The organism is Catenuloplanes niger, from assembly GCF_031458255.1.
GTDB classification, from domain to species: Bacteria; Actinomycetota; Actinomycetes; order Mycobacteriales; family Micromonosporaceae; genus Catenuloplanes; species Catenuloplanes niger.
The window spans coordinates 3,312,363-3,335,336 of sequence record NZ_JAVDYC010000001.1 but is presented as its reverse complement, the minus strand read 5'-3'; the positions used below and the strand labels follow the sequence as shown (position 1 = coordinate 3,335,336).

24 protein-coding genes are annotated in these 22,974 nt (G+C 68.3%); 11 read left to right on the top strand and 13 right to left on the bottom strand.

Going from position 1 to position 22,974, the window contains the following annotated elements:
• Positions 1-5: 5 nt before the first annotated feature.
• Positions 6-254, bottom strand: coding sequence for an FxLD family lanthipeptide (locus J2S44_RS14520; RefSeq protein ID WP_310413398.1), 249 nt, complete (start codon positions 252-254; stop codon positions 6-8).
• Positions 255-311: 57 nt separating this feature from the next.
• Complete coding sequence (gene fxlM / locus J2S44_RS14515) at positions 312-1,538, bottom strand: methyltransferase, FxLD system (RefSeq protein WP_310429667.1); 1,227 nt, start codon at positions 1,536-1,538, stop codon at positions 312-314.
• A gap of 254 nt (positions 1,539-1,792) precedes the next feature.
• Here fxlM and J2S44_RS43165 point away from each other — a divergent pair, with 254 nt between their 5' ends.
• Positions 1,793-3,235: a helix-turn-helix domain-containing protein gene (locus J2S44_RS43165; RefSeq protein ID WP_488193101.1), complete on the top strand. Its 1,443-nt coding sequence runs from the start codon at positions 1,793-1,795 to the stop codon at positions 3,233-3,235.
• Here the strand turns inward: J2S44_RS43165 and J2S44_RS14505 are convergent.
• Entirely contained in the window at positions 3,232-3,795 is a 564-nt protein-coding gene (locus J2S44_RS14505) for an NUDIX hydrolase (protein ID WP_310413393.1), read from the bottom strand. The genes J2S44_RS43165 and J2S44_RS14505 overlap by 4 nt on opposite strands.
• 581 nt (positions 3,796-4,376) lie before the next feature.
• Between J2S44_RS14505 and J2S44_RS14500 the strand changes: the two genes are divergently transcribed.
• The 5 genes from J2S44_RS14500 to J2S44_RS14480 all read left to right on the top strand — a co-directional run bounded on the left by J2S44_RS14500 (position 4,377) and on the right by J2S44_RS14480 (position 9,411).
• Positions 4,377-5,027 carry a GOLPH3/VPS74 family protein gene (locus J2S44_RS14500; RefSeq protein WP_310413391.1) on the top strand — a complete coding sequence of 217 codons (651 nt, stop codon included), beginning with the start codon at positions 4,377-4,379 and terminating at the stop codon, positions 5,025-5,027.
• 47 nt (positions 5,028-5,074) lie between these two features.
• Positions 5,075-6,586, top strand: coding sequence for an APC family permease (locus J2S44_RS14495; protein ID WP_310413388.1), 1,512 nt, complete (start codon positions 5,075-5,077; stop codon positions 6,584-6,586).
• Positions 6,583-7,182 carry a GNAT family N-acetyltransferase gene (locus tag J2S44_RS14490; protein WP_310413385.1) on the top strand — a complete coding sequence of 200 codons (600 nt, stop codon included), beginning with the start codon at positions 6,583-6,585 and terminating at the stop codon, positions 7,180-7,182. The genes J2S44_RS14495 and J2S44_RS14490 overlap by 4 nt, the downstream gene beginning before the upstream one ends.
• A 210-nt stretch (positions 7,183-7,392) precedes the next feature.
• Positions 7,393-8,175: an NADAR domain-containing protein gene (locus J2S44_RS14485; protein ID WP_310413382.1), complete on the top strand. Its 783-nt coding sequence runs from the start codon at positions 7,393-7,395 to the stop codon at positions 8,173-8,175.
• A 507-nt stretch (positions 8,176-8,682) separates the two neighbouring features.
• Positions 8,683-9,411 (top strand): SAM-dependent methyltransferase, encoded by a 729-nt coding sequence (locus J2S44_RS14480; RefSeq protein WP_310413379.1) that lies wholly within the window; start codon positions 8,683-8,685, stop codon positions 9,409-9,411.
• A gap of 283 nt (positions 9,412-9,694) precedes the next feature.
• Here J2S44_RS14480 and J2S44_RS14475 read toward each other — a convergent pair whose 3' ends face one another.
• The 3 genes from J2S44_RS14475 to J2S44_RS14465 form a co-directional block, all read right to left on the bottom strand.
• The gene (locus J2S44_RS14475) at positions 9,695-10,990 is read right to left on the bottom strand and encodes an MDR family MFS transporter (RefSeq protein WP_310413375.1); all 1,296 of its coding nucleotides are present in this window, start codon (positions 10,988-10,990) and stop codon (positions 9,695-9,697) included.
• Positions 10,987-12,096: a PLP-dependent cysteine synthase family protein gene (locus tag J2S44_RS14470; protein WP_310413372.1), complete on the bottom strand. Its 1,110-nt coding sequence runs from the start codon at positions 12,094-12,096 to the stop codon at positions 10,987-10,989. The genes J2S44_RS14475 and J2S44_RS14470 overlap by 4 nt, the downstream gene beginning before the upstream one ends.
• 209 nt (positions 12,097-12,305) lie before the next feature.
• The gene (locus tag J2S44_RS14465; RefSeq protein WP_310413369.1) at positions 12,306-12,695 is read right to left on the bottom strand and encodes a hypothetical protein; all 390 of its coding nucleotides are present in this window, start codon (positions 12,693-12,695) and stop codon (positions 12,306-12,308) included.
• Positions 12,696-13,063: 368 nt separating this feature from the next.
• On the opposite strand from J2S44_RS14465, the gene J2S44_RS14460 reads away from it, so the two are divergent.
• Complete coding sequence (locus J2S44_RS14460; RefSeq protein ID WP_310413367.1) at positions 13,064-13,486, top strand: DUF4396 domain-containing protein; 423 nt, start codon at positions 13,064-13,066, stop codon at positions 13,484-13,486.
• Positions 13,487-13,731: 245 nt separating this feature from the next.
• On the opposite strand, the gene J2S44_RS14455 is transcribed toward J2S44_RS14460, so the two are convergent.
• A complete protein-coding gene (locus tag J2S44_RS14455) occupies positions 13,732-14,385 on the bottom strand; it encodes a DUF305 domain-containing protein (RefSeq protein ID WP_310413364.1) in 654 nt (217 codons plus the stop codon).
• Between the two features lie 104 nt (positions 14,386-14,489).
• Positions 14,490-14,933, bottom strand: a complete 444-nt coding sequence (locus J2S44_RS14450; RefSeq protein ID WP_310413361.1) for a DUF6153 family protein — start codon at positions 14,931-14,933, stop codon at positions 14,490-14,492.
• Positions 14,934-15,124: 191 nt separating this feature from the next.
• Here J2S44_RS14450 and J2S44_RS14445 point away from each other — a divergent pair, with 191 nt between their 5' ends.
• Together J2S44_RS14445 and J2S44_RS14440 are read left to right on the top strand one after the other, a co-directional pair.
• Complete coding sequence (locus J2S44_RS14445; RefSeq protein ID WP_310413357.1) at positions 15,125-15,556, top strand: hypothetical protein; 432 nt, start codon at positions 15,125-15,127, stop codon at positions 15,554-15,556.
• A 144-nt stretch (positions 15,557-15,700) separates the two neighbouring features.
• Positions 15,701-16,510, top strand: a complete 810-nt coding sequence (locus tag J2S44_RS14440; protein WP_310413354.1) for a class I SAM-dependent DNA methyltransferase — start codon at positions 15,701-15,703, stop codon at positions 16,508-16,510.
• Positions 16,511-16,679: 169 nt separating this feature from the next.
• Here J2S44_RS14440 and J2S44_RS14435 read toward each other — a convergent pair whose 3' ends face one another.
• Positions 16,680-17,222 carry a hypothetical protein gene (locus J2S44_RS14435; protein ID WP_310413351.1) on the bottom strand — a complete coding sequence of 181 codons (543 nt, stop codon included), beginning with the start codon at positions 17,220-17,222 and terminating at the stop codon, positions 16,680-16,682.
• A gap of 369 nt (positions 17,223-17,591) precedes the next feature.
• On the opposite strand from J2S44_RS14435, the gene J2S44_RS14430 reads away from it, so the two are divergent.
• Positions 17,592-18,875 (top strand): IS256 family transposase, encoded by a 1,284-nt coding sequence (locus J2S44_RS14430; RefSeq protein WP_374727795.1) that lies wholly within the window; start codon positions 17,592-17,594, stop codon positions 18,873-18,875.
• Positions 18,876-18,893: 18 nt separating this feature from the next.
• Here the strand turns inward: J2S44_RS14430 and J2S44_RS14425 are convergent, their stop codons facing one another.
• Both J2S44_RS14425 and J2S44_RS14420 read right to left on the bottom strand, forming a co-directional pair.
• Positions 18,894-19,463: a hypothetical protein gene (locus tag J2S44_RS14425; RefSeq protein ID WP_310413348.1), complete on the bottom strand. Its 570-nt coding sequence runs from the start codon at positions 19,461-19,463 to the stop codon at positions 18,894-18,896.
• Positions 19,460-20,410, bottom strand: a complete 951-nt coding sequence (locus J2S44_RS14420) for a DUF4192 domain-containing protein (protein ID WP_310413344.1) — start codon at positions 20,408-20,410, stop codon at positions 19,460-19,462. Before J2S44_RS14420 ends, J2S44_RS14425 begins: the two co-directional genes overlap by 4 nt.
• Positions 20,411-20,994: 584 nt before the next feature.
• Between J2S44_RS14420 and J2S44_RS14415 the strand changes: the two genes are divergently transcribed.
• Complete coding sequence (locus J2S44_RS14415) at positions 20,995-21,810, top strand: hypothetical protein (RefSeq protein ID WP_310413341.1); 816 nt, start codon at positions 20,995-20,997, stop codon at positions 21,808-21,810.
• 142 nt (positions 21,811-21,952) lie between these two features.
• On the opposite strand, the gene J2S44_RS14410 is transcribed toward J2S44_RS14415, so the two are convergent.
• Together J2S44_RS14410 and J2S44_RS14405 are read right to left on the bottom strand one after the other, a co-directional pair.
• Positions 21,953-22,456 carry a hypothetical protein gene (locus J2S44_RS14410; protein WP_310413338.1) on the bottom strand — a complete coding sequence of 168 codons (504 nt, stop codon included), beginning with the start codon at positions 22,454-22,456 and terminating at the stop codon, positions 21,953-21,955.
• 252 nt (positions 22,457-22,708) lie between these two features.
• Positions 22,709-22,876: a diguanylate cyclase domain-containing protein gene (locus J2S44_RS14405; RefSeq protein ID WP_310413335.1), complete on the bottom strand. Its 168-nt coding sequence runs from the start codon at positions 22,874-22,876 to the stop codon at positions 22,709-22,711.
• Positions 22,877-22,974: the final 98 nt, after the last annotated feature.

The following is a 22,974-nucleotide window of genomic DNA, read 5'->3' as shown; positions in this document are numbered from 1 at the left end:
GGGGATCAGAGCGGTTCGCTCGCCTTGGTCGTGCACGCGCTGGTGCTGCAACTGCTGCCGCAGCCGTCGCTCGTGCTGCACATCAGCGTTACCAGCGGGGTGGTGGACTCCACGACCGTCATGTTGAGCACGAAGTCGTCGTCCGTGAGCGCGTCACCCTCGGCGAGCGCGGTCGGTGATGCGTTGTGCAGGTCGTGTGTGTCAGCAACGCCGCTTCCGGTGCCGACGCTCAGACGATCGAGTACCTCGAGCATCCCTTCTCACTCCTCGTATCGGTGGGACAGTAGGGGTGGTACACCCGGCCGCGGTGGCTAGCTCACCGCCGGCCAGGAGATCGTGAACACGCCGTGCGTCTTCTCCAGCACGGCGACGTTGCCGGACGCCTCACCCGGACCGCCGGATCCAGCCGGCCAGTACGCGAACGTGGGCGCCGGCCCGCGGCGGGCGTGCCGGTCCCACGCCCGGATCTGCGCGGCCATCGCCGCAGCGGCCTCCTCGCCGTGCGGCCCGTAGGCCCGCGCACCGAGTTCGGAGCCGGAGCCGCCCGCGGCCGGCCGGAACGCGAAGTAGGCGAATGAGTCACCGCGCACGACCCCGAACGGGAACCAACCGCGCTCCGCCGAAAGCGTCGTGCCTTCCTCCGCGTGAAGCAGACAGAACCCGGGCAGGAAACCCGCCATCCACAGGTAGAGGTCCGCGAAGGACTCGCTGCCGGCCACTTCGACCTGCGACCATGCCTCGCTGCGCCCGGTGGCCAGCACACCGTCGAGCAAGCGCGGATCGTCGGGCACGCCGACATCGAATCGCAGGCTCACGACGCCGCCCTGCGGGTCAGGCAGCCGGAGGATCCGTTCGGGCCGGGCGCTGTCGCCCTGCATCGGTACGAAGCCCGCCACCTCCGTGGACGTGCTTACGAGGCGATCACCGTCACGGCGGAACGCGATCGTGCGAGTTACCCCGTTCATCCGCAGCGGCACCACGATCACGCCCTCCGGCGTGAGCTGCGACAGCCACGCCGGCAGGACGTCCCATACGCCGACCGTCACGATGATCGCGTCGAACAACTCCTCGCCTGGTACGACATGCGCGGCGTCGAGTTGCACCACCCGGACCCGGTCGCCATACCCGGTCTCGGCCAGCAGCGCCGTGGCGCGGGCCGTGATGTCCGGGTCGATGTCCACGGTCACCACGGCGCCGTCAGCGCCGACCACCTCCGCCAGCAGCGCGGCGTTGTAGCCGCCGGAGCCGACCTCAAGGACCCGCATACCTGCGGTAACGCCTGCCTGCTCGATCTCTCGGGCCTGGATGTACGTGGCGCTCACCGAGGACAGGTGCTCTCCGTTTTCGCCCGTCTTCGTGATCACAGATCTGTCGATCGCGTATACCACTTCCAGAGGAGTATCGGCTGGTACGAAGAGGTGCCGCGGTACGGTTCGGAATGCGTCCGCGACAGCGGGACTGACGATCAAGCCATCCGTAACCAGCTGGTCCACCAAGGCTGTACGAAGTTCGTAAGCTCGTTCGCTATCGCTTTGCATGCTTTGCGCCTGAGTCACTCGGCACTCCATTGTTGTAGCGTTCATTTCCGCTCGCTGGCTAGCCGGGGCGTCGACCGTTCCAGCGTTCCGAACGCGATCAACCGAAACGATCATGATCGAGAACGTGCGGCTTGCTGCGTTGGCTGAAAGCTTAAGGTAGATGCAGCCTGAGTTTCGCCACCGTCCACTGTCAGCCTTGTCGGCTGACAGTGGAGACGCCTCGTAGTTGAGTCGATCATTTCATGTAACGTTCGATGGGAAGGGCCGGATGCCCGGAAGGCCGGTCCACGCGTGTCGCACTCTCGCTCGGGAGGAGAATCATGCCGCAGCGGATGACGTCAGCCGCTCTGAACTTCGGGAGCCGGCTCAAGCAGTTGCGTGAAGAAGCAGGGATGTCGCTACGGCGATTGGGCAAGGAAGTCCACTGTTCTCACGGATTTCTTTGGGATCTTGAGAACGGGACCAAACGCCCGAGTGCGGCGGTCGTCAGATTGCTCGATGATGTTCTGAAGGCGGGCGGCGAGTTGTGTGCCCTACTGGGCGAAGCGTCGGCTGACGTCAGCCGACGGACTGCGGTAGACAAATCTGAGACCATTGGAGTTCGCGTCGGGCTAGATTTTGTGCCCGAGTGGCGACATGGAATAGAAAACGCTGTCGAACTTTGGCGAGGCGACTTGAATAGGCGTGGCTTTCTGCGAGCGACATCTTTTGATGCGGCAGTTTTTCTGTCACCTGCTATGAGGTGGCTTATGTCGCCACTAGATGAGCGACCGGCTGGTGGTGGGGAAACGCTAGTAGGCATGCCGGACGTTGAGACGGTCCAGCAGATAACCGCAACGTACAGAAGGCTCGACAATCGTTTCGGCGGGGGTCACGTCCGTGAGGGAATCGTTCGCTTTTTGAGTGACGAAGTGGCCGTACGTATTGGTGGTAAATATGACATCAATACGGGCCGACGGCTACTGTCTGCGGCTGCGGAAGCGACGCAACTTGCGGCGTGGTCATCCTACGATGCTGGAATGCACGGCCTTGCGCAGCGATACATGATCCAGGCACTAAGGCTGGCGGCGGGAGCGGGTGACCGAGCGCTGGGCGCCGAAATTTTGGCAGCGATGAGCCATCAAGCGGCATATAACGGTGCTCATGTTGAGGCCGTCGATCTGGCCCGAGCGGCGGGTCGAGCGGCAGTAGAGGCCGGCGTCGCTGCAATTCAAGCAGAATCAGCGGTTCTCGAAGCCCAGGGCCATGCGGTTGGTGGCGACAGCGTGTCATGCGCGTCGGCGCTGAGTAGGGCTGAGGTTATATTCGACAAGGCTGACCGGGCTAGCGATCCGCAATGGATTGGTTATTTCGACGAAGCGTATCTCGCGGCCAAATTTGGGCAGTGTTTCGCTGCGCTTGGTCGTGGCGAAATTGCGCAACGCTTCGCAGCCCGCTCACTAGACATGGATGGTGGCGAGTACGCGCGCGGTCGGCAGTTCAATCTCGCATTGTCGGCTATTGCTCATGCTCAAGTCGGGGAGATTGAACAGTCTGCGCATGTCGGCATGCAGGCAGCAGGCGCAGCAGAGGGGCTCACTTCGATGCGGTCACGAGACTACCTGCTGGATATTGCCAATAGACTCTCAAAACACGTCGGTATTCCCTCTGTTCGGGATTACATGGAGCGGGTTCGCCCGATCGTTGAGCGGCTCTAGAGTTTTCCTGATGCTTTTAATAGAAGGGTTGCAAAGAGGCCGGACACTGATCCGGCTCCAATAATAGACCCAGATGCGATGAGATCTTGTACGTCTGTGAGTTTTATCCAGGCGACTTTTTCGGCCTCGTTCTGATCCAGTGGCCCGCCGGTGTAATCCGCACCACGTGCTAGATAAATTGTATTTAGCTGGTCAATGGTTCCAATCATGGGCTGAAAATCAACCAGCTTCTCCAGGCTCCGTGGTCGCCATCCGGTTTCCTCCTCGACTTCGCGCATGGCGCAATCAATTGCACTCTCGGCCGGATCGAGATACCCGCCAGGAAGCTCCCACACCCATCGATTGGCGATGAAGCGGTGGCGCCAGAGCATCAATACGCGCTCATCGCCGTCAAGGATGACGACCATTGCAGCGTTCGGTACCCGTAGAACGTATTGCTCAAATCGAACGCCGTCCGGGAGTTCCACGTCGGCGACGCTTAAGACGGATCGCCGGCTGTCGTCCACGACGCGCTCGCCGTGGATGGTCCACTCGCTAGCGCGCTTTGGCTGCGTACTCATGGGCAAACCCTAGCTTGGCAGCCGACAGACCGACACGGCGGTGCTGGTCGGCCGACAAACGGCTGACAGCGGATGTCTTTGCCTGCGGTACTGAGATTGCCACGCTATTGACCGCAGGTTAAGGCGCAGGGGAGAAACGGACCCTGCCGGAGGGCCGAGCTATCCAACTTCGACCCCTAACCCTCGCCTGTTCAAGCGTCTCCGATGCCCGGAATGTAACAAGCGCGGAGGGTTGCCATGCCGGCGCCAACCATCAGCCCTGCGGATCGCAAGGCACCAGAAGTTCGACCATCGATCTCATACGAACGAGACCAGAAAGTGTGGGTCTTCCAGGGAAGATGGCTCCCCGGTGCGGTCGAAGCCGCCTCCGCCGGGTCTGTTCGCGTGCGCCACCTCGTCGGAGCGAGCGCGACAGGTGTTGATGACTTCATTGCGGACTGCGTCATGCACCGAATTGCGGAAGAGGCCATCGACCCTCAGCTGGAGACGGCATGAGCCGGCCGTACGGACGCCATGCCTGGCAGCAAGCTGACGGAACACCTCCCGTGGTGAGCTCTTCGAGCGCTCGTGATCAGCCAACAGTGCTGATCCCTGCCGTCGGTAGTCGAGGTGCCCCCAAGCAGCCCGCCGCCGTCGACTTCTGGTGGCTCGCGCATCGGGACGGTACCGGCGCCTCGGTACTTCACCGATCGATCACCTCGATCGGGTTGGCTGCGGCGCTGCTGTGGGACATGCGGGACCAGCTTGTTATCACGGTCGACGGGATCAGCGTCATCGACGAACGAGCGTGCGCCGAACCGACGGAACAAGCCCTCTTGGACCGTCTGATTGCCGAAGGGCCCGCGCACCCGCCGGCTACATGGCTTGACGTCATCGCCGCCGACAAAATCTATGAGCTGACCGCGCGGCGCCTGATCAACGCCGGCGAGGTCAGAGCCGTCGGCTGGCCCCGTAAGCGGTACCCATATGTAGGCGCGGACCCGAACAGCGCCGCCTGGCCGGCCGCGCGACTGATGAGCAGCTTCCGTTTGCGCCAGCGCTTCGAGAACGACGACTTGCTCCTCGTCTCGCTCGTGCTCGCCTGTGGTCTAGACGAGCACATCTTCTACGACGACCACGCACAGGCCGTCGCCCAGGCCCGCCGCGAGGTACGCCGCGGCGATCGAGTGGCGCAACTTCTCTACGCGTGCACCGAGGCCGTGGTCGGTAAGGCCGTCACAGTCCGTCGGTGACAGGCACACCCTCCCTCTCGAATTTCATAACGTCTGGAGTCTTACGTATGCGTACGCACACCACACGGCCGGTCAGTGTGGCGGACACGCTGGCCGGCGCCCGGCTCGGGATCGCCGATCTAGTCGTGATGGTGACCTCGGCCGCCGCGCCGATGACGGTCATCGCGGCTGGCGCCACGTTGCAGTGGGCGGTCACCGGCCAGCTCGGAATCCCGATCGCGTACCTGGCGGTCGCCGCGATCTTGACGGTTTTCGCTGTCGGTCTGGTCGACATGAGCAGCCATATCACCAACGCGGGCGCCTTCTATGCCTACATCACCCACGGCCTCGGCAGGCATCTCGGCGTCGGTGGCTCCTTCATCGCGGTCCTGGCGTACAACGCCATGGCGGTCGGCATGCTCGGCGGCGCCGGCGCGATCGCCTCGTCCTGGCTCGCCGACGAATTCAAGATCTCTACGCCATGGTGGATATGCGCGCTGGCCTTCTGGGCGCTGGTGGCGCTGTTCGGCACGCTGCGTATCGACCTGAACGGCAAGTTCCTGCTGATCCTGCTCGGTGGTGAAATCCTCGTCGCGGCGGGCCTGGCCGTGGTCCACGTGACACATCCGGCAGGCGGGGCGTTGACATTCGACGCGCTGAACATCTCGTCGCTGTTCTCGGGCAGCGGCGCGGTGCTGATGGTCATCGGCGTGACAGGGTTCGTCGGGTTCGAGCAGACGGTCGTGTACGCCGAGGAAGCGAAACGGCCCGAGCGCACGGTCCGGCAGGCCACGTTCCTGTCGCTCGCGCTGATCGGCGGCTTGTATGCGTTCGCGTCGTGGGCGATGTCGGTGGCCGCCGGGCCGGACAACATCGTCGCGCTGGCGACCGAGCACGGCACCGAGCTGACCTTCGTGCTCGCCGGCCCGTACATCCCGGCCTTCATCAACATCCTCGGGCACGTCTTGTTCGTGACGTCGCTGCTGGCCGGCTATCTCGCCTTTCATAACACCGCCGCTCGCTACCACTACTCCCTCGGCCGTGAAGGCGTTCTGCCGAGCTGGCTCGGCAAGATCAGTGCCCGCACCAGCGCCCCGATGGCCGGCTCGCTGTTGCAGTCCGCGATCGGGTTCAGCGTCGTCATGCTGTACGCGGCGATGAGCTGGGATCCCGAGCTCTACCTGTTCTTTTGGGGCACGTGTATCGGCGGGCTCGGCGTGCTCATCCTGATGACCCTCACGTCGGCGGCGATTCCCGCCTACACCTGGACCAGGCGCCGTAACAGCGAGGAGACCAGCCTCCTGCGCGGTGTCGTCGCACCGTTGATCGCGCTGGTCCCGCTGACCTGGATCCTCGTGCAGACCATGCTCAACATCCACATCATGCTCGGACTCGAACCAGGCGACCCGCTCACGTGGGCCGCGCCCGTGGCGTTCCTGTCCGCCGCAGTGGCCGGCGTGGTGTGGGCGGCAGTGGCGCGCCGGGCGCGCCCTGACGTCTACGACCGGATCGGCCAGGGCACCCGGATCGCAGCCGACCTCGCGAAGCCGATCGGCCTGACCGCCGGCAGCGTGCGATGAACGCCTCGCCGACGATCCGCCGCGACGGTACCGGCGAGCTGCTTCCCGTGACCGATGTGCTGGTCGACGCGCTATTCGATGGTGACCTGGCGCCGTGGCTGGCGGCCGATCCCGGGGTCCGGGCCTCTATCTATCCCGGCTATCTCGGCATGCTCGCCGAGCCGCTGCTCGAACACGGGTACGCGGACATGATCGGCAGCGACGCGGTCGCGCTCTGGACCCAGGTCACGGATGACCTGCCGCCGGAACCAAGCGACTACGAGGCGCGCCTGCGTGAGGTATGCGGTCCGCGCGTCCAGCGGTTCGCAGATCTCGACTCGGCGATGGTCCGCAACCACCCAACTGACCGTCCGCACGCCTACCTCGCCTTCCTGGCCGTTACGCCGCACGCGCAGGGACAAGGGCTCGGTTCGGCGCTGCTGGCCCACGCGAACGCGCATCTCGACGCGATCGGGATGCCGGCCTACCTGGAAGCGACCGGTCCGCGGAACCGGCAGCTGTACCTGCAGCACGGCTACGCCGACTACAGCGATCCGTTCCCGGTCGGGCTCGGCGGACCGGTGCTGTATCCGATGTGGCGCGACCCGCGCGCCTAGCTGACGAAGTTCTCGCAGCCCAGCGCTGACCAGCCGGTCAGCCACCACCGGACGGTGCTCCAGGCATTCTGGCCCGCCCGCAGGCACCACCGGTTTCTTCGCCTTCCGGGCAGCACGCGTGTTGACAGGAAGGTCCATCAGCAGGGTGGTGTGCCGGTTTTCCCCGCAGGCTTCCGGCACACCACCCGCCCGACACGATCGTGAGGACCCGTGGCACCCACCGACGCGCAGCCCTGCCCGGACCTACCGCTCAGGATCCGCCGCATTCATGGTCCCTACGGCATCTTCACCTCCTCCGCCCGGCGTAGTGTCGTGTTCGCCGGCGAGATATACCTCACCGCAGCGCACGCCATCACGGCCGCGAAGGTCCGCGACCGCGCCCTTGCCGCGCGGATCCGGATGGCCCCGAGCCCGCGCGAGGCGATGCGACTGGCCCGCCCGGACGCGGTCCGCGCCGACTGGCCGCAGATCGGCCCGGACGTCATCCGGCGCGTGCATCAGGCGAGGATGATCCAGCATCCAGGGCTCGCGGCGACGCTGCTCGCCACCGGCCAGCGGGAGCTGATCGTCGAGGACGCCGTGGCGACCGGTAACACGGTCGGCGAAGCGCTGATTCACGCCCGCGACGCCCTCGCCAAACCCGCCGGCCCGGCCATCGAGCATGCCGAGACGATGATCCCAACGGTGGTGCGCGGCTGGCGGTGGGTGCTGTTCGGCGACCACCTCGTGGTCGCGATGCGTTCGTGCAGCGTCACCATGCCCGCCGTGGCGGCGTTCGGTCTACTGCGGCGCACCGCAGAGATGACGGTGCACTCCCGCCCGGAGAGCGCGGACGTCGCCGGCTGGCGAGTCCCGGGCTGCGGCATCTTCTTGCACCACCCCGACCGGCCGCGCCCGGTCAGCAGCACCGTCCTGTTGCATCTGCTAGCGACCACTGAGGTCACCCACGTGCACTGCCCGGGCATCAACCCGGTCTCGCCGACAGCGCGCTGACCGGTCCTCGTGCCAGCTGCCCGCCGACCCCCCGAAAGCCTCGGCGAGGCAGCTTCCAGGGGTGGTGCGCCTGGTTGCGCCCGAACGGGCGCACCACCCCGCTCCGCCAGACCTCACGCGGCGATCCGGCCGAGGACACGGATCGCCAATTCCCATGGCAGAGACGGACGCGGCCCAGCCGCTGCGCCGTCTCTGCCCACCCCCGGGACCACACGTTCACGACCGCAGATCAAGGAGGACACCGCCGTGCCGTGCATTCGCCTTGCCGCCGCCCGTCCGCGCGGCGCCGCTGGCACGGCAACGCGTGCCCCGGCCCTGCTTCATGCCCGCGCGAGCGACCGTCCCCGCGTTCGCACCGCCAACTTCCGAGCCGACAGCCTGCATTTAGCTCACCCCTCACCGCCCGCTGGCCCCGAAAAGGGCCATCCACCGCTGAGGGAGCCCACCATGCACGGACCCGGCACGAGCAGCCGCGATCGTGCCGGCCATGAACCGGGGGCGTGACCGATGCTCTACGACACCGTATCGGTGGCCGCCGGGACGACGGTGGCCCACTCCATCATGGGTACGCGCGGGGGCGCAGGCGTGTACCAGCACGACAGCGTGACACCGGAGGCCGCGGTGGCCGACTGGATTGAGTGCGCCGTGCTCCTGGCCGGCCGCGGTCTACAAATCAGCCAGTTCCTGTGCGTCGACGCGGGCCTGATCACCGAGCCCGCCGTGCACGACCTCGCCCGGGTCGTCGCCCGCGACGTACGCGTGACCTACACCGACCACGTCCGGAATGTTGCCGCGGTCGGCGGTCTGCAGCTGTCCGGCGAGGACCCGGGCCAAGTTCGGTACCTGCACGCAAACCCGGCCACCTCTGATGTCCATGCCTTTGACCCGGCGTGGGACGTGCTCGATCCGGATCGGCCGGTCGCGGTGATCGTCCCCCCGCGCGCCGGCCAGCGTGGACCGCGGACGTACCAGGTGATGCGGCAGCTGGTGGCCGGACTGCCGTCCGGGTCGCTGCTGGCCCTGGCTGCCGCCACCACGGACCGACCGGCCTGCGCCGAGCGAGGTCGGGGAGAAGCCGTAACGCCATCTGGTGACTACTCTCTCGACCAGGTTCACAGGCTCTTCGACGGGCTCGATCTGCTCGGTCCGGGTGTGCTGCCGGTGTGGCGCTGGACCTGCGGACCGAGGGCTGGGCGGGCGACGCTGGCCTGGGCCGGTCTCGGGCGGCGGCCGTAAACCGACCCCGCTTGCGTAGGCGGCGCCCCGGCGCGATGACGACCGCGGTGATCGTGCGCGTACAGCAGGCACCGCGCACCTCGATGCCCCCATTGTAGGTTCCTATCTTTTATGTCATCCGGACCGCTCCTGAGCAGGGGCATTGTGCGGCTGTCCCAAGTTCTTGTCGGGTGATTTGTCTTGGCTGTTTGTCATTTACTCGATGATCTTGGGGATGCGGGCGCCTGCTGAGCCGATCGCGACATCAGCGCGGCTGAACTCGGCGTCAGGCTGGCCGTGCAAGTCATCGTCGGGTGATGGGCAGGATGGTGCGCGCACCCGGCGCGGTGGCGGCGGCCAGATCTTGCGGTGGGCTGGTGAGGTCGCCGCGGCGGGCGAGCAGCCATACCGCGAGGGCGCATCCGGCGCCGACGGCGGTCAGGGCTGTCCAGGCGAGGGCGGGGTAGCGGGTGTCGAGGGCGGCGCCGGTGAGGACGTTGCCGGCGGCGATCCCGATGCCGGCGATGGTGTTGTAGAGGCCGTAGTAGGTGCCGACGAGGCGGTCGGTGGCGAGGTTGACGATGGTGGTCATCTCGAACGGGTAGACGATCATCGTTGCGGTGGTCAGTAGCACGGTGCTGAGCAGTACCGGGGCCAGGTGCACGGCGATGCCCGCCGCGCCGCTGCCGGTGGGATCGGTGCTGGCGGTGAGGCCGAGCGGGATGAACGCGGCGGCCATCAGCCACAGTCCGCGCACGAGGGCCGTCTCCGGGTTCCACCGGGCGCGGATCCAGGCGGTGAGATGGACCTGGCAGGCGATGGTGAGCAGGCCGGAGACGACGAAGATCGCGGCGGTGCCGGTCTGGTTGCCGGTGATCTGCGCGGCGCGGATGGGCAGGCCGAGGTAGACCTGGAAGTTGAGCACGTACGAGCCGATCATCGCCAGCGAGAACAGCAGGAACGGCCGGTCGGTGACCGCCCGTTGCCAGTCGGCGAGCATTCCCGGCGCCGCCGCGGCGGCGGGGGCCGGGCGGGTCGGTAGTGCCCTGGCCTGAAGGATGAGCAGGGCGAGGAAGAGCAGCGCCGCGGTCAGGCACACCCAGCGGAACGCCGTGCCGAGCAGCGCCAGCCCGATCAGCGGTCCGGCGAGGATGCCGGCCTGGTAGAAGACGTTGAACAGCGCGAACGCCTCGGTTTTCCGCTCCCCGGCCTCGGCGGCGAGGTAGGCGCGGACCGCCGGGTTGAACAGCGCCCCGGCCAGGCCGGTCAGCGCGGAGGCGATGATCAGCGCGGGCAGTGAGGTGGCGAAGCCGAGCAGGCCGAAGCCGGCCACCCGCAGGGCGAGGCCGGCGAGGATCATCGGTTTGTAGCCGAGCCGGTCGGCGAGGCTGCCGCCGAGCAGGAACATCCCCTGCTGGCTGAGGTTACGTACGCCGAGGATCAGCCCGACCGCCCAGGCGGCCATCGCCAGGGTGCTGGACAGGTGGCCGGCGAGGTAGGGCATGAGCATGTAGAAGCCGATGTTGATGCTCAGCTGGTTGATCAGCAGCAGTTGCACGGGCCGGTTGAACGAGCGGGCCTGCCGCCATGTCGTCCTCATGCCGTCTCACCGTCGGCGTCGATCGGGTCGATGACGTGGGTGCAGCGAGTCCACCTGGTCACTTCCCGCTGCTGCGGGTGCGAGATTTCGTCCGGGTGGCGTGCCGGGGTGTGGCCGAGCAGGGCGTGGCGGCGGCAGTAGTCGTCGCTGAAGACGGTTTCGGCGTAGCGGTGCGGGCCGTCCGGGAAGACCGCGGCGATACGGGTGTCGCCGGGCAGCGTCCGTGCCAGCCACGAGGCGACCAGCGCGACCGCGCCGACGCTCCAGCCGCCGGTGACGTACCGGTCCACGGCGAGCCGACGGCAGGCCCAGACCGCCTCGGCCGGGTTCACCCAGTGCACCTCGTTGAAGGCGTTGTAGTCGACGTTTCGTGGGTGGATGCTGCTGCCCAGCCCGCGCATCAGCCTGGTCCTGGCCGGCTGGCCGAAGATCGTCGACCCGGTCGCGTCGACGCCGATCAAGCGCAGGTGCGGAAAGAACTCGCGCAGCACCCGCGCGGTCCCGGCGCTGTGCCCGCCGGTGCCGACGCTGCACACCAGCACATCGATACGGCCCAGCTGCGCGGCCAGCTCCAGCGCCAGCGGCTGGTACGCCGTCACGTTGTCCGGGTTGTGGTACTGGTCCGGGCAGAACCCGCCGGCCGAGTCGGCCAGTAGTTGCTGCACGCGTTCGCGGCGAGCCTGCTGCCAGCCGCCGTCCGGGTGTGGCCGCTCGACGATGTCCAGCCGGGCGCCGTAAGCCGACAGCAGGTTCCGCAGCGGCGGTTCCAGGCCGGGGTCGGCCACGAGCGTGACCGGGTGGCCGAGGATCAGCCCGGCCAGCGCCAGCCCTAGCCCCAAGGTCCCGGACGTGGACTCAACCACCGGCGCGCCGGGGGCGAGGTCACCGCGCTCGCGGGCCTGCTGGAGCAGGTGCAGGCCGGGCCGGTCCTTGATCCCACCGGGATTGGCGCCCTCCAGCTTCGCCCAGAACCCGCGCCCGGGCGTCGCGCACAACTCCGGCATCCACAACACCGGCGTGTTACCGATGAGTTGATCCAGGCCGTGACAGGTAGAGCTGGAAATCAGCTGGCTGGGCGACGGCAGGGCAGCCGGACGCGAAGGCATGACTGTGATCATGAGCAGGGATCCGTTTCAGGCGTGACGGGGCCGCCCGGCACCGGCGCCACGGAACGGGCGCGCACACCACCGGGTCAGCACGGACGACAAGAGTCCATGGGCGCCGACAGGCCTCACCCACCCGGCAGCAGACGTCACTCCAGAGGAGAAACTTACTTACGTCCTGCGGGGACAGCAGACGGCGGCGCCGGGTCCTGTCACGTGCGGCAGACGCCCGTCACGAGCAGCACATCACGCCCGCGGCTACCCTCCACGGCGACAGCGTCGACCACGTGCGGGTGATTGGCGGCGGGGCCGGTGACGGCGACGCACTGGGCCGGGGCGGTGGGCTTGGCGCTCGCCGGGGCCGGCGCGGCGCCCACACACGGGTGATCGTCGAAGTGTCCGGGATCAGTGAACCCGGCGTGATGACCGCCGCCCGCTTCCGCACTGCCGCCCAACGCCACGTGCGCCTGGTGAGCCACGACGGTATGCGCCGGGGACAAGGACTGCGCGCCGGTGGGCTGGTGGTGGCCTGGATATGCGGAGGCCGTGGCGCACATCAGCAGCAGCGCCACCGCCATCAACCGCAGGACCAGCCGGAACATCGACGACTTCCGTCTCCACATCGCCCGTCGCTTATGCGGCAATTGTACGGCAATCGTGCCGGCGGCGGGCCGCAGCAGCCCGGCGCGCTGCGCAGGCCGCGGCGGCGGACCCGCAACCGCATCCACCGGTGCCGGTGCGGCGCGACCCCCTCGGGCGGGCTGTTCAGGTTGATTCCTCGCCACACTTTGCCCCTATACCCCCAGGGGGTATGGTGACGGCGAAGGAGGCACCTGCCATGGACCACAGCACCCATCACCATCCACGTCCCGACGGCGGACACGCCGATCATGACGGCCACACCGGGCATGGACAGCACGGTCACGACGTCACCCCGGCGAGCACCAGCACGGCCCCGACGTCATGGGCGATGGCCGCCCAGGCGACGCTGCACTGCCTGACCGGCTGCGCGATCGGCGAGGTGCTCGGCATGGTCATCGGCACCGCGCTGGGCTGGCCCGCCTGGCCCACCGTCATCCTGGCGGTGGCCCTGGCATTCGTGTTCGGCTACGCGCTGACCATGCGCGGCGTCCTGCGCGCCGGCGTCGGTTTCTGCACCGCCCTGAAGGTCGCCCTGGCGGCGGACACCGTGTCGATCGCCGTCATGGAAATCCTCGACAACGCCGTCATGCTCGCCGTGCCCGGCGCGATGGACGCCGGCCTCACCAACTGGGTGTTCTGGGCGTCGCTCGCGTTCGCACTGCTGGTGGCATTCGTGCTGACCACCCCGATCAACCGGTGGCTGATCTCCCGCGGCAAAGGCCACGCGGTCATCCACCAGTACCACCACTGACCCATCCAGCATGACAGGCACCACGCGCAACGGCTGGGTGCCCGACCTGGCAGGTCGGGCACCCAGCCGTTTGACGGGCCCGGCCTGGTACTAGACACCGATCACGCAGCACATTCGTGGGGCGCCCCGCGTACCGGCGCGACCGTGCGCACGTGCGCGCCCGTGCTGCTGTTCCAGCGATCGATATCGCGGCGGCCGGGTGGATGCCCCGCATCGGATATCCGCCCGGCCGCCGCCTCGGACCGCTACAGCTTCGTCAGCAGCTCACGCATAGTGACGATCTCCGCCTGCTGATCGGTGACGATCTTCGCCGCCAGGGCCTTCGCCTCGGTGCTGGCCCCCTGGGACGTCTCCTGCTGCGCCATCGTGATCGCACCCTCGTGGTGGGCGATCATCAGCGTCAGGAACTGCTTGTCGAACTCGCCGCCGCTGGCTGCGGCCAGCCCTGCCATGTCCTGCGCCGACATCGCCCCCGGCATCGACGAGCCGTGGTCCATGCCGCCCATGTCCATGCCGGTCATGCTCGGTTCCGGCACCGCCGCACCCCATGCGGTCAGCCACCCGGACATCGTCTCGATCTCCGGCTGCTGCGCCGCGATGATCTTCTCGGCGAGCGCCTTGACCTCGGCGTTGCCGGCACGGGTACCGGCGAGTTCGGCCATCTCGACCGCCTGCCGGTGATGCTCGATCATCATCTGCGCGAACGACACATCCGCGGCATTGGACCCGGTCCCGGCGGACGCCGCGGCCGAAGGGGTGGTCGCCGTGGCCGGTGGGGTGGTCGCCGTGGTGGTGCCGGCGCCGTGATCCATCCCGTCAGCGCCGTCGCCGCCGCCGCACGCGGCCAGCACGACGGTGGTACCTACAGCCACTCCGGCCAGCAGGGCACGGCGCAGCACAACAGAAACTGTCAACACAACGAAAACCTTCCGATATCGGTACGAACGCGAGCAAGGCCTGTCGGCCGTGTGCCACCCGTGCGGGTGTACACGGACAGGTCTTCCTATATGCGCAGCACCGATATCGCCGCGAGCGTCAGCCCAGTACGCCGTGGTGGAGGACCGTGTACCAGCGGTGGACCCGCCCTGGCCCGGGGCGGCCCGCCTGTCGGCGCCCGCCACCTCACCAAGAGCGCGAGCATCACGATCGCCGCCGTCAGGCCGGTCAGCACGGCCACGCAGACGCTCCACACGCTCATCCCGCCGCGCTCTGGCGCCTCCGGGCCGCTCACCTGCCCGCAGCCCGCGCAACCACCGTCCGCGGCTACTCCGGCGGGCATGTCGGCGCCGACGGCGATCTCCGGCGGATGATGGCCGGCGTGTCCGTGCCCGTCGGCCTCTGGACCGCTGTGACCGAGGGTGTGCATCGCGGCCAGGCCGATGATCGTGCAGGCCAGCAACAGCCATCGGGCCCACCGCCCACCGGCCGTCACCTGGTCGCCTGCCACGCCCACCACGCTACCCGGCACGCACCGGGCAGGTGACCCGGGACACCCCTGGAGAACCGTATCCGCGTATCGGCCCAAGCGGTGCTCTCGACCGCCGAACGGCCGGGCGAGAGCACCGCAGGTGCCGGAAAGGCGACAGCCGGCCGCGGAGGTCTTGCCGCAGGTAGAGCCGCTGCGGTTACGCTGCGGGCATGACGGCGGCCATGACCAGGTACGGCATCACCCGTACCCGCAGCGACGCGCTCCTCGGCACCGCCGGCCGCCTGCTCGCTCTGGTCCTGCTGTGCGCGCTCATCGGGCACGCCCACACCCTCGCCATCTGCTGCGCCACCATCCCCACCCACACTCACGCCGGCGCGGCCGGCTCAACCCAGCCACCGGCAGACGTGTCCGAACCGGCCACGCCGGGCGCGGTCGCGCTGCCGTGCAGCGCTGATCATCCGCACAGCGACTCGTGCGACGCCGCCGAGCCGGCCGTCCGCGTCGCCGCGCACCCGCAGTCACCCGCTCTTGCAGTGGCCCCGGACATCTGGGCCCCGCCACGCCATACCACCGCGGTCCGGGACGATGCACAGGCCCGAGCGCGCCCGACCGGACCACAACTGATCTCGCTTCGCATATAGGACGCCTCCAGGCTCCGGACGGCACCACACCGGCCCGGGCCTTCGCCACCGTCCTATCGGCCACGCACCCCGCCGCCCACGTACCAGGGCCGACCTGTTGTGTGTGTCGCCGTACCCGCGAATCCCCATGCGAGGCGATGATTCATGTCCGTCACCACCCGAACCACGTCGCATCCCGTCCTTACTACCCCGACCGATGCGGCGCCGGGCAGCGCCTATGGCGATCGCTGGGCCGAGGTTTACGACGATCTCTACGACGGTCGCGACACGATCCCCGCCGTCGTGGACTTCATCCGCCGCTGGGCTCAGCCCGCCAGCGTCCTGGAGCTCGGCGTCGGCACCGGCCGTCTCGCGATCCCCCTGGCCGCCGCCGGAATGCACGTCGTCGGCGTCGACAACTCCGAGGCCATGCTCGCCCGGCTGCGGGCCAAGCCCGGTGGTGACGCCGTCGACGGCCGGCTCGCCGACATGACCGACCCGCCCACCGACCGCACCTACGGCTGCGTCCTCATCGCGTTCTCCACCCTCTACCTGCTCGCCGACCAGAACACCCAGCGGCGCTGCATCCAGGCTGCCGCCGACCGGCTCGCCCCCGGCGGGGCGCTGATCATCGAAGGGTTCATTCCCGACCCCGACCGGTGGCACAACGGCCACTCGCTGCACGTCGAGCAATGGGATTCCGGTCACGTCACCATGAACGTCGGCCGTCTGGACGCCGCCGCGCAGACCATCGACACACTGCGCGTCACTCAGACCTCAGACGGCACGCAGGTGATCCCGAACCGGCTGCGCTACCTGCTACCCGCCGAGCTCGACCTCATCGCCGAACACACCGGCCTCGGCCTCGCAGGCCGCTACGGCGACCTGGCAGGCCGGCCCATCGGTAGCCAGCCCACCAGCCACGTCTCCGTCTATACGCGTCCGGAGACGGCAGCCGCGACGACGCGTCGGTAATCCCGCACGTCACCGGAACTCTGCTGCGCCGCGGTGTGCCGGCCCGTACTGCTGCGGGCCGGCACGGCCTTCTCGGCCCGTCGGTGCGGCCCTCAGCCGTAACACCGGGACCGGGGCCCCGCCCGCCACAACGCGATGCTCAAGGTCGGGCCGGTGTGCCAAGCGTCGGTCAGTTCGTGGACACGATCGAGGACCGGGCGACCACGGGCGAAAGGACGGTGTCGCCGAGAGCGGTGACGCGTACGGCGTCGAGCGAGAACACGTAGGGGGTGGTCCGTTCCAGCGCAGTGACCGTCGCGACCACCTTGGTGCAGCCTTCCGGCGCAGCCACTTCCTGCCAGCGCAGTTCCGGCTGTTCCCCATCCGGGAGGTTCTGCGAGGTCGCGGTGAGTCGGTAGCCGACCACGCTCGTGTCGCCAGAGTGATACCAGGCGACGTTCGCCGTGCCGGGACCAGGCGTCACTTCGAGCGCTGCCAAGGCACCCTGCCCGACACCACCGGCGCACGGACGTGCGGCCGCGGTCTCCGAGGGCTTTGCCTCGGGCGCCTTCCCGGCAAGGACACGCACTTTGATCTCGCTCAGCTCTACTCGTTCGTTCGCTGGGGCGGCTGCCGTCTCACCCTCGGTAACCGAGACCGGCACGGCGCACCCGCCCACCAGCAGCGGCAGGGCCGCAGCCGCCAGCAACCGCTGAGAGAGGTGACGTTTCATGAGGCTCCTCGGGCGATCTGCCGGCTGTTGTTGCCGCACAGTCGGCCCGCGGACAGCGCATCTGAGCGCAACCGCTGTGGTCGCGGTCAGTTCCATCTGTGGCCACGCGACTGTTGACCGTGGCGGGATACCTGACGCGGTGCGGGCGGGATCCGGCTGCCAACCGGGGTACGGGTCGGCAGGTACGCGGAGGGTCGGCACAGGTCAACGTGGGGCTTTCGGTCGCGGAGAGTAGCGGTCGAGGAGCTGGCGGATAGCGGGCTGGTCGAGGTGGTGGAGCAGGCGTTGTCCGCGGGCTGTCGGCTGTAGGTGTCGGTAGCGGGACTGTACAAATAACGGCTGATCGACCGATCAAGGGAGAGACGCCAGATGACGACCGAGATCACCTCGGGGCAGGAGCCGGCCGCCAGGCCGGCGGATGCGGTCACGGATGAGCAGTTGATCGCGATGCTGGTCGATCGGGCTCGTGGTGACGGGCTGAAGCTGACCGGTGAGGGTGGGCTGCTGCAGCAGCTGACCAAGCGGGTGCTGGAGTCAGCGCTGGACGGTGAGATCACCGACCACGTCGGCTACGACAAGCACGACCCGGCAGGTCGTGGCAGCGGGAACACCCGTAACGGCAGCCGAACCAAGACCGTGCTCACCGACGTCGGGCCGGTCGAGGTGCGAGTCCCACGCGATGCCGCGGGCACGTTCGAGCCGCAGATCGTGCGTAAGCGGCAGCGGCGGCTGACCGGCGTCGACGACATGGTGTTGTCGTTGTCGGCCAAGGGGTTGACCCACGGCGAGATCGCCGCGCACCTGGCCGAGGTCTACGGCGCTGAGGTGTCCAAGCAGACCATCTCCACCATCACCGACAAGGTCATGGACGGCATGGCGGAGTGGCAGAACCGGCCTCTGGACCGGGTCTACCCGGTCGTGTTCATCGATGCCATCAACGTCAAGATCCGCGATGGGCAGGTCGCGAACCGGCCGATCTACCTCGCCATGGCGGTCACCGTCGACGGGCACCGCGACATCCTTGGCATCTGGGCCGGTGACGGCGGTGAGGGCGCCAAGCACTGGCTGCACGTGCTGACCGAGCTGAAGAACCGCGGCGTCGCCGACGTGCTGATGCTCGTCTGCGACGGGCTCAAGGGCCTGCCGGAGGCGGTCGAGACCGTCTGGCCTCGCACGATCGTGCAGACGTGTGTGGTGCACCTGCTGCGCAACTCGTTCCGCTACGCCGCGCGCCAGGACTGGGACAAGATCGCCAAGGCGCTGCGGCCGGTCTACACCGCACCGACCGAGGACGCCGCGGCCGAGCGGTTCCTCGAGTTCGCCGAGGCGTGGGGCCGTAAGTATCCGGCGATCGTGAAGCTGTGGGAAAACGCCTGGGCCGAGTTCGTGCCGTTCCTCGCCTTCGACGCCGAGATCCGCAAGGTCATCTGCTCCACGAACGCGATCGAGTCGGTCAACGCCCGTATCCGCAAGGCCGTGCGAGCTCGCGGCCACTTCCCGAATGAGCAGGCCGCGCTCAAGTGCGTCTACATGGCCTTGATGAGCCTCGACCCCACCGGCGCGGGCCGAAGGCGCTGGACCATGCGCTGGAAGGCACCCCTGAACGCCTTCCAGATCGCCTTCGAAGGCCGGCTCACCCCGGCCGACAACTGACCACCTCAACAACCAAGATCAGCCGTTAACTTGACACTCCCCGGTGCGGTAGTTGCTGCGCTGCACCGTATCCGCCTGGCCGAGCAGGTCCGGCCCGCATGCGACCCGGCCGAAGCTGACGTAGACCGCCTGATACTCGTCGGTGCGGCGTGTGCGGAGGTCTCGGCTGTTGACCTGCCCGGATGCTGCCGCCGTCTCCGAGTCGGTGTACCCGATGCGGTAGCCGAGCCCGGTCAGCTGCTGCACCACCTCGGCCGCGGTGTCGGCGAGTTTGCCGACGAGCCAGCCGTCGGCGATCGGGAGGTGCGCGAGGAACGTCGCCCGGAGCCGGTCGGCGGCCGTCGTGGTCGCGGGAGTCGGCGGGTTCGCGGTGACGATGATCAGCGACCGCAGCGCTGGCATGCGCCTGCGATACGCCGGATACGCCAGGTCGGCGCCGAGCAGGACCAGGCGGGCGGTACGCCACTGGTTGCGGATGCCGACCAGGCTGTGGCGCACGTCCAGCCACGCCCCGGCCCGGAGGGCGCATTCGCGTACGAAGGTGACGAGTGCCGGGTCGGCGGTGACCAGCAGGACCGGGCCGTTCACGCTGGCACCACCGGCGTCGTGCCGGTCGTGGCCGGCGGCCAGACGCCGATGAGGTCACGGGCGGGCATGCCGGTCTGGATGGACGCGATGATGACCTTCGGCATCTGCGCGCCTGGGTCTGCGGCCAGCGCCCGCCGGGCGGCTTCGTGCGCGAGCGGGTCCTCCCCGCGCAGCCACGCGCACCACGCGGCCAGGAACGCTGGTGCGGCGGCGTGGTCGTCGGGGACGCGGCGGGTGATGTCCAGCCACAGGTCCCGCTGCCACACCCGGTCGCTGGTCGCGGCCAGCCACACCGCCTCCCGGACCCGCTGGTCGCGCAGCATCACCACCAGCCGCGCGACCTGCTCATCCGACAGCCGGACGTCGAGTGCAGCCTGATCCAGCATGTCCCGCAACACAGCCTTCGACGGCCGGATCTCCGGCAGGTCCCGGATCGCCGCGGCGACGGCCGCCTGGGCGGCGGGGTCGGGTTCGGCGAGCGCGATCAGCGCGTCCCGCGAGGGCAGCGCGACCAGCCCGGCCACCGTCGACTGCGCGGCCACCGCGGTATCCCGGGCATCGAAGAGCACCCCGTCGGCGGCCGGGCAGCCGCAGCCGGGCGTCAGGCAGAACCGGTGACCGACCGACACGAAATGCACCCCGAGGGCCGGGACCGTCTGCGCGATGACCTCCGCCGCCGTACGGGTGAGACCCATGGCGGTCAGCGGCCCGTACCCGACCACCACCACGGATATCCCCGCGTGCCGGTCGAGGACCGGCTTCAGGCGCTCGACCGCGACGGACGGCGGCGCGGCCAGATCGATGCGCATCGTCCCGAGCAGCTGCCGGTCGGTGCCGATCAGGACCACGACGAGGCTGTCCTCGGGGTGGAAACCGAGCAGGTAGGGGATCATGCCGAGCACGTCGGACGGCGTGCGCAGCGAGAACGAAACAGGAGAGTCGGGCACCAACAGCCTCCAGGAGCGCGGACGAACAAGCGCCAGCCGATGCCGGAGGATGTCACCGGGTCGGTGGCGCGCTGACCTGCCGCGCGCACCGGCCAGGACGGCCGCAGGCAGGCCAGGGACGCGATCCGCCGCACCCGCTCACCGCAGGTTCGTGGACCAGCAATGACGTTTGCGCGGGTGCGGCGGACCTCGCGCGCCCTGGTCGGCGCAGGCCGGGGCCGGTACGCCTGCGGATGGGCAGCAGCGGCACGACCCGATGTTGACCGGCCAGCTTGCTGTACCGTTCGCGGGCTTCCCGAATCCGCCATGAGAGACGGGAGTCCGGCGCGGAGATCCTGCAGAAACGCTCGCTGCAACAGGCGCAAATCGGATGCGCTGCGTAGGAGGATGCCGGACGATTTCCCTGTCCGCGACGACAGCGAGGTTCTTGTGGTGCCTGATTCTCCCGATGTTCGCCTGCTGGCCCGCGCCGGCAGGGTGTGCCTTGACCAGGCCGATGCGGTGCAGCGGGTACTGGCCCGCGTACATGGGACAGCCCCGGTGCCGACATCGGCGGCGGACGGCGATAACGGGCGCTCTTGCGTATGGTGCGCAGCACGGACCGGCAGCGGCTGTGGAGTGCCTGCATCCTGAACGCACTGCACGGCGGCGTGCACGTCGCCGATCATGTGCGTTCGCTGGGCCTGTTGCTGTCACACGCGCGCGCGCAGAGTGCACCGGTGTACGCGCACGCCACGCTTGCCCGCGGCGCATTCGAGTCAGCAGCATTGGTGCGGTGGCTACTCGCTGATGGTGAGCCGTTCGCCACTCGATTCGGCCGCGGTATCGCGCTGCTGGCCGAGGACACCGGGAATGCCGCCCGGGCCGCCGGTCAGCTGGCCGGTACGGCCTATCTCCCGGCGCCGGCATTGATTGAGGAACGCAGGAAGAAGGAGTTTCTGGCCCGGCTGACCGCCGCCCAGATCGAGACGACTCTCAACGCATCCGAGACCATCACGCATGTACGCGTTGTCGGGGGCACGGAACCGCTCTCCGTGAAGACGCAAATCAGCACGCTGGTGAAGGAGGCATTCGCCGACTTGCCCGCCGTCTACAGTCTGCTGTCCGGGGTCGCGCACGCCCGGCCCTGGGGCCTCGCGGACAGTGCGCAGGTCGCCGGCCGTGACGTGTCCTGGCGAGCAGAGCCCGTCGAGGTCGTCAACTCAGCGCTGATCTGCCTGCTCGCCGCGCACCGCACGGCAGCAGCATTCGCCAGCTACCGAGGCTTTCCCGACGACCCGGACGTGCAGCAGATGCGACGCCGCCATGCCGACCTCGACCGAGACCTGGTCACGTACGGCCGCGAACACCGCAATCTGGCCGGTTTGCGACCCGTCGGCGGGTTTCTCGCCGGCGGCTGAACGCCGCATGTGCGACCGTGCGAGCTCGGTTGGCGATTGGTCGTCGGCACCGCGTCTCCGGCGGAGCCAAGGGCCTTGGGCAGCGTGCCGGAACTGCGCGCGACGCGACGGCTTATCTGGACTGGTGGCGTCCCTGGGAGTGTTAGCTCTTCTCCGCGAGCTGCTTCGCCGTCACGTTCACCATGGCGGCGAATTGCCGGGCCTCTTGGCTGAGAGTAGGCGGCACCTTCAGGACACGGGCGTCATCTTCAGATGTGATGGTGATGTAGAGCTCGCGGTTGTCGACGCTGCGGTTCTTGGCATTTCCGAAGATGAACAGGCCGAGCACGGGAACGGCGGCACCACCGACGGCTTTCGCGGCGAGGTTACGGCCCCGTACTGTCGTGATCTCGCCTTCCATCTCTACGGTGACGATGGTGTCGGCGGTCAAGGGCCAGGTGTCACGCTGGCCGTTCTCGAGTGCCGAAATCCGCCACGGGCGGGCCACCAGGGCCAACGCGGTTCCCACACGTTCCCGGACCGGGCCGAGGGCCTGCAGTTCGGCCTCGTCCTCGCGTTGCTTGCGCTGGCGGGCGACGTAGTACCAGGTGAAGAGGCCGCCGACGATCAGCAACGTGATGGTGGTGCCTGGCGAAGACTGCTCCATGGTGGTTCCATTTTCTGCGACGAGGGACCAGGTCGTCCGGTACAACGACATCGGACGTCACAGGACAACGCCGCCACCGGCGAGAGGTCGCGCGGTGCACGCTGGGCAGCCTCGAGCGCGCGCGATCGGTTATCTCCCGCCCGGTGCGAGCCTAATCACCGGTATGACCAGCTGGTGAGCTTCTCGCCACGCGCCCGGGGCAGCGGTGGCCCTTCACCTCGACCAGACCCGGACAGCCCTTGGCGCCGAGCGTCACCCCGCCATGAATGGTGTTGAGCCGGTGCGGCTCCCGCCGAGCCGGCCGGCGACTGCCCCGGTTTTGGCGGCGAGGGTGGCGATGGCGCACAGGACGTCGTCTCCGGCGTCGTGACCGTGCTGGTCGTAGTTCTGCTTGAACCCGGTCAGGTCCAGCAGCAGCACAACCGCAGCCGTACCCGGCGATCACCGCGATGATGAGGAAGGTGGTGGCGGGCGACATACGGGCGCCCGAAACGACAAAGGCCCGTCCCCGAGTCGGG

Bases quoted from the DNA above. Each gene is read 5' to 3' on its own strand.
- J2S44_RS14475 (WP_310413375.1), bottom strand. From the start codon at position 10,990: ATGAGGACGACATGGCGGCAGGCCCGCTCGTTCAACCGGCCCGTGCAA.
- J2S44_RS14470 (WP_310413372.1), bottom strand. From the start codon at position 12,096: ATGCCTTCGCGTCCGGCTGCCCTGCCGTCGCCCAGCCAGCTGATTTCC.
- J2S44_RS14440 (WP_310413354.1), top strand. From the start codon at position 15,701: ATGTCCGTCACCACCCGAACCACGTCGCATCCCGTCCTTACTACCCCG.
- J2S44_RS14460 (WP_310413367.1), top strand. From the start codon at position 13,064: ATGGCCGCCCAGGCGACGCTGCACTGCCTGACCGGCTGCGCGATCGGC.
- J2S44_RS14410 (WP_310413338.1), bottom strand. From the start codon at position 22,456: ATGGAGCAGTCTTCGCCAGGCACCACCATCACGTTGCTGATCGTCGGC.
- J2S44_RS14520 (WP_310413398.1), bottom strand. From the start codon at position 254: ATGCTCGAGGTACTCGATCGTCTGAGCGTCGGCACCGGAAGCGGCGTT.
- J2S44_RS14435 (WP_310413351.1), bottom strand. From the start codon at position 17,222: ATGAAACGTCACCTCTCTCAGCGGTTGCTGGCGGCTGCGGCCCTGCCG.
- J2S44_RS14430 (WP_374727795.1), top strand. From the start codon at position 17,592: ATGACGACCGAGATCACCTCGGGGCAGGAGCCGGCCGCCAGGCCGGCG.
- J2S44_RS14465 (WP_310413369.1), bottom strand. From the start codon at position 12,695: ATGTTCCGGCTGGTCCTGCGGTTGATGGCGGTGGCGCTGCTGCTGATG.
- J2S44_RS14495 (WP_310413388.1), top strand. From the start codon at position 5,075: ATGCGTACGCACACCACACGGCCGGTCAGTGTGGCGGACACGCTGGCC.
- J2S44_RS14480 (WP_310413379.1), top strand. From the start codon at position 8,683: ATGCTCTACGACACCGTATCGGTGGCCGCCGGGACGACGGTGGCCCAC.
- fxlM (WP_310429667.1), bottom strand. From the start codon at position 1,538: ATGCAAAGCGATAGCGAACGAGCTTACGAACTTCGTACAGCCTTGGTG.
- J2S44_RS14445 (WP_310413357.1), top strand. From the start codon at position 15,125: ATGACGGCGGCCATGACCAGGTACGGCATCACCCGTACCCGCAGCGAC.
- J2S44_RS14415 (WP_310413341.1), top strand. From the start codon at position 20,995: ATGGTGCGCAGCACGGACCGGCAGCGGCTGTGGAGTGCCTGCATCCTG.
- J2S44_RS43165 (WP_488193101.1), top strand. From the start codon at position 1,793: ATGGGAAGGGCCGGATGCCCGGAAGGCCGGTCCACGCGTGTCGCACTC.
- J2S44_RS14490 (WP_310413385.1), top strand. From the start codon at position 6,583: ATGAACGCCTCGCCGACGATCCGCCGCGACGGTACCGGCGAGCTGCTT.
- J2S44_RS14505 (WP_310413393.1), bottom strand. From the start codon at position 3,795: ATGAGTACGCAGCCAAAGCGCGCTAGCGAGTGGACCATCCACGGCGAG.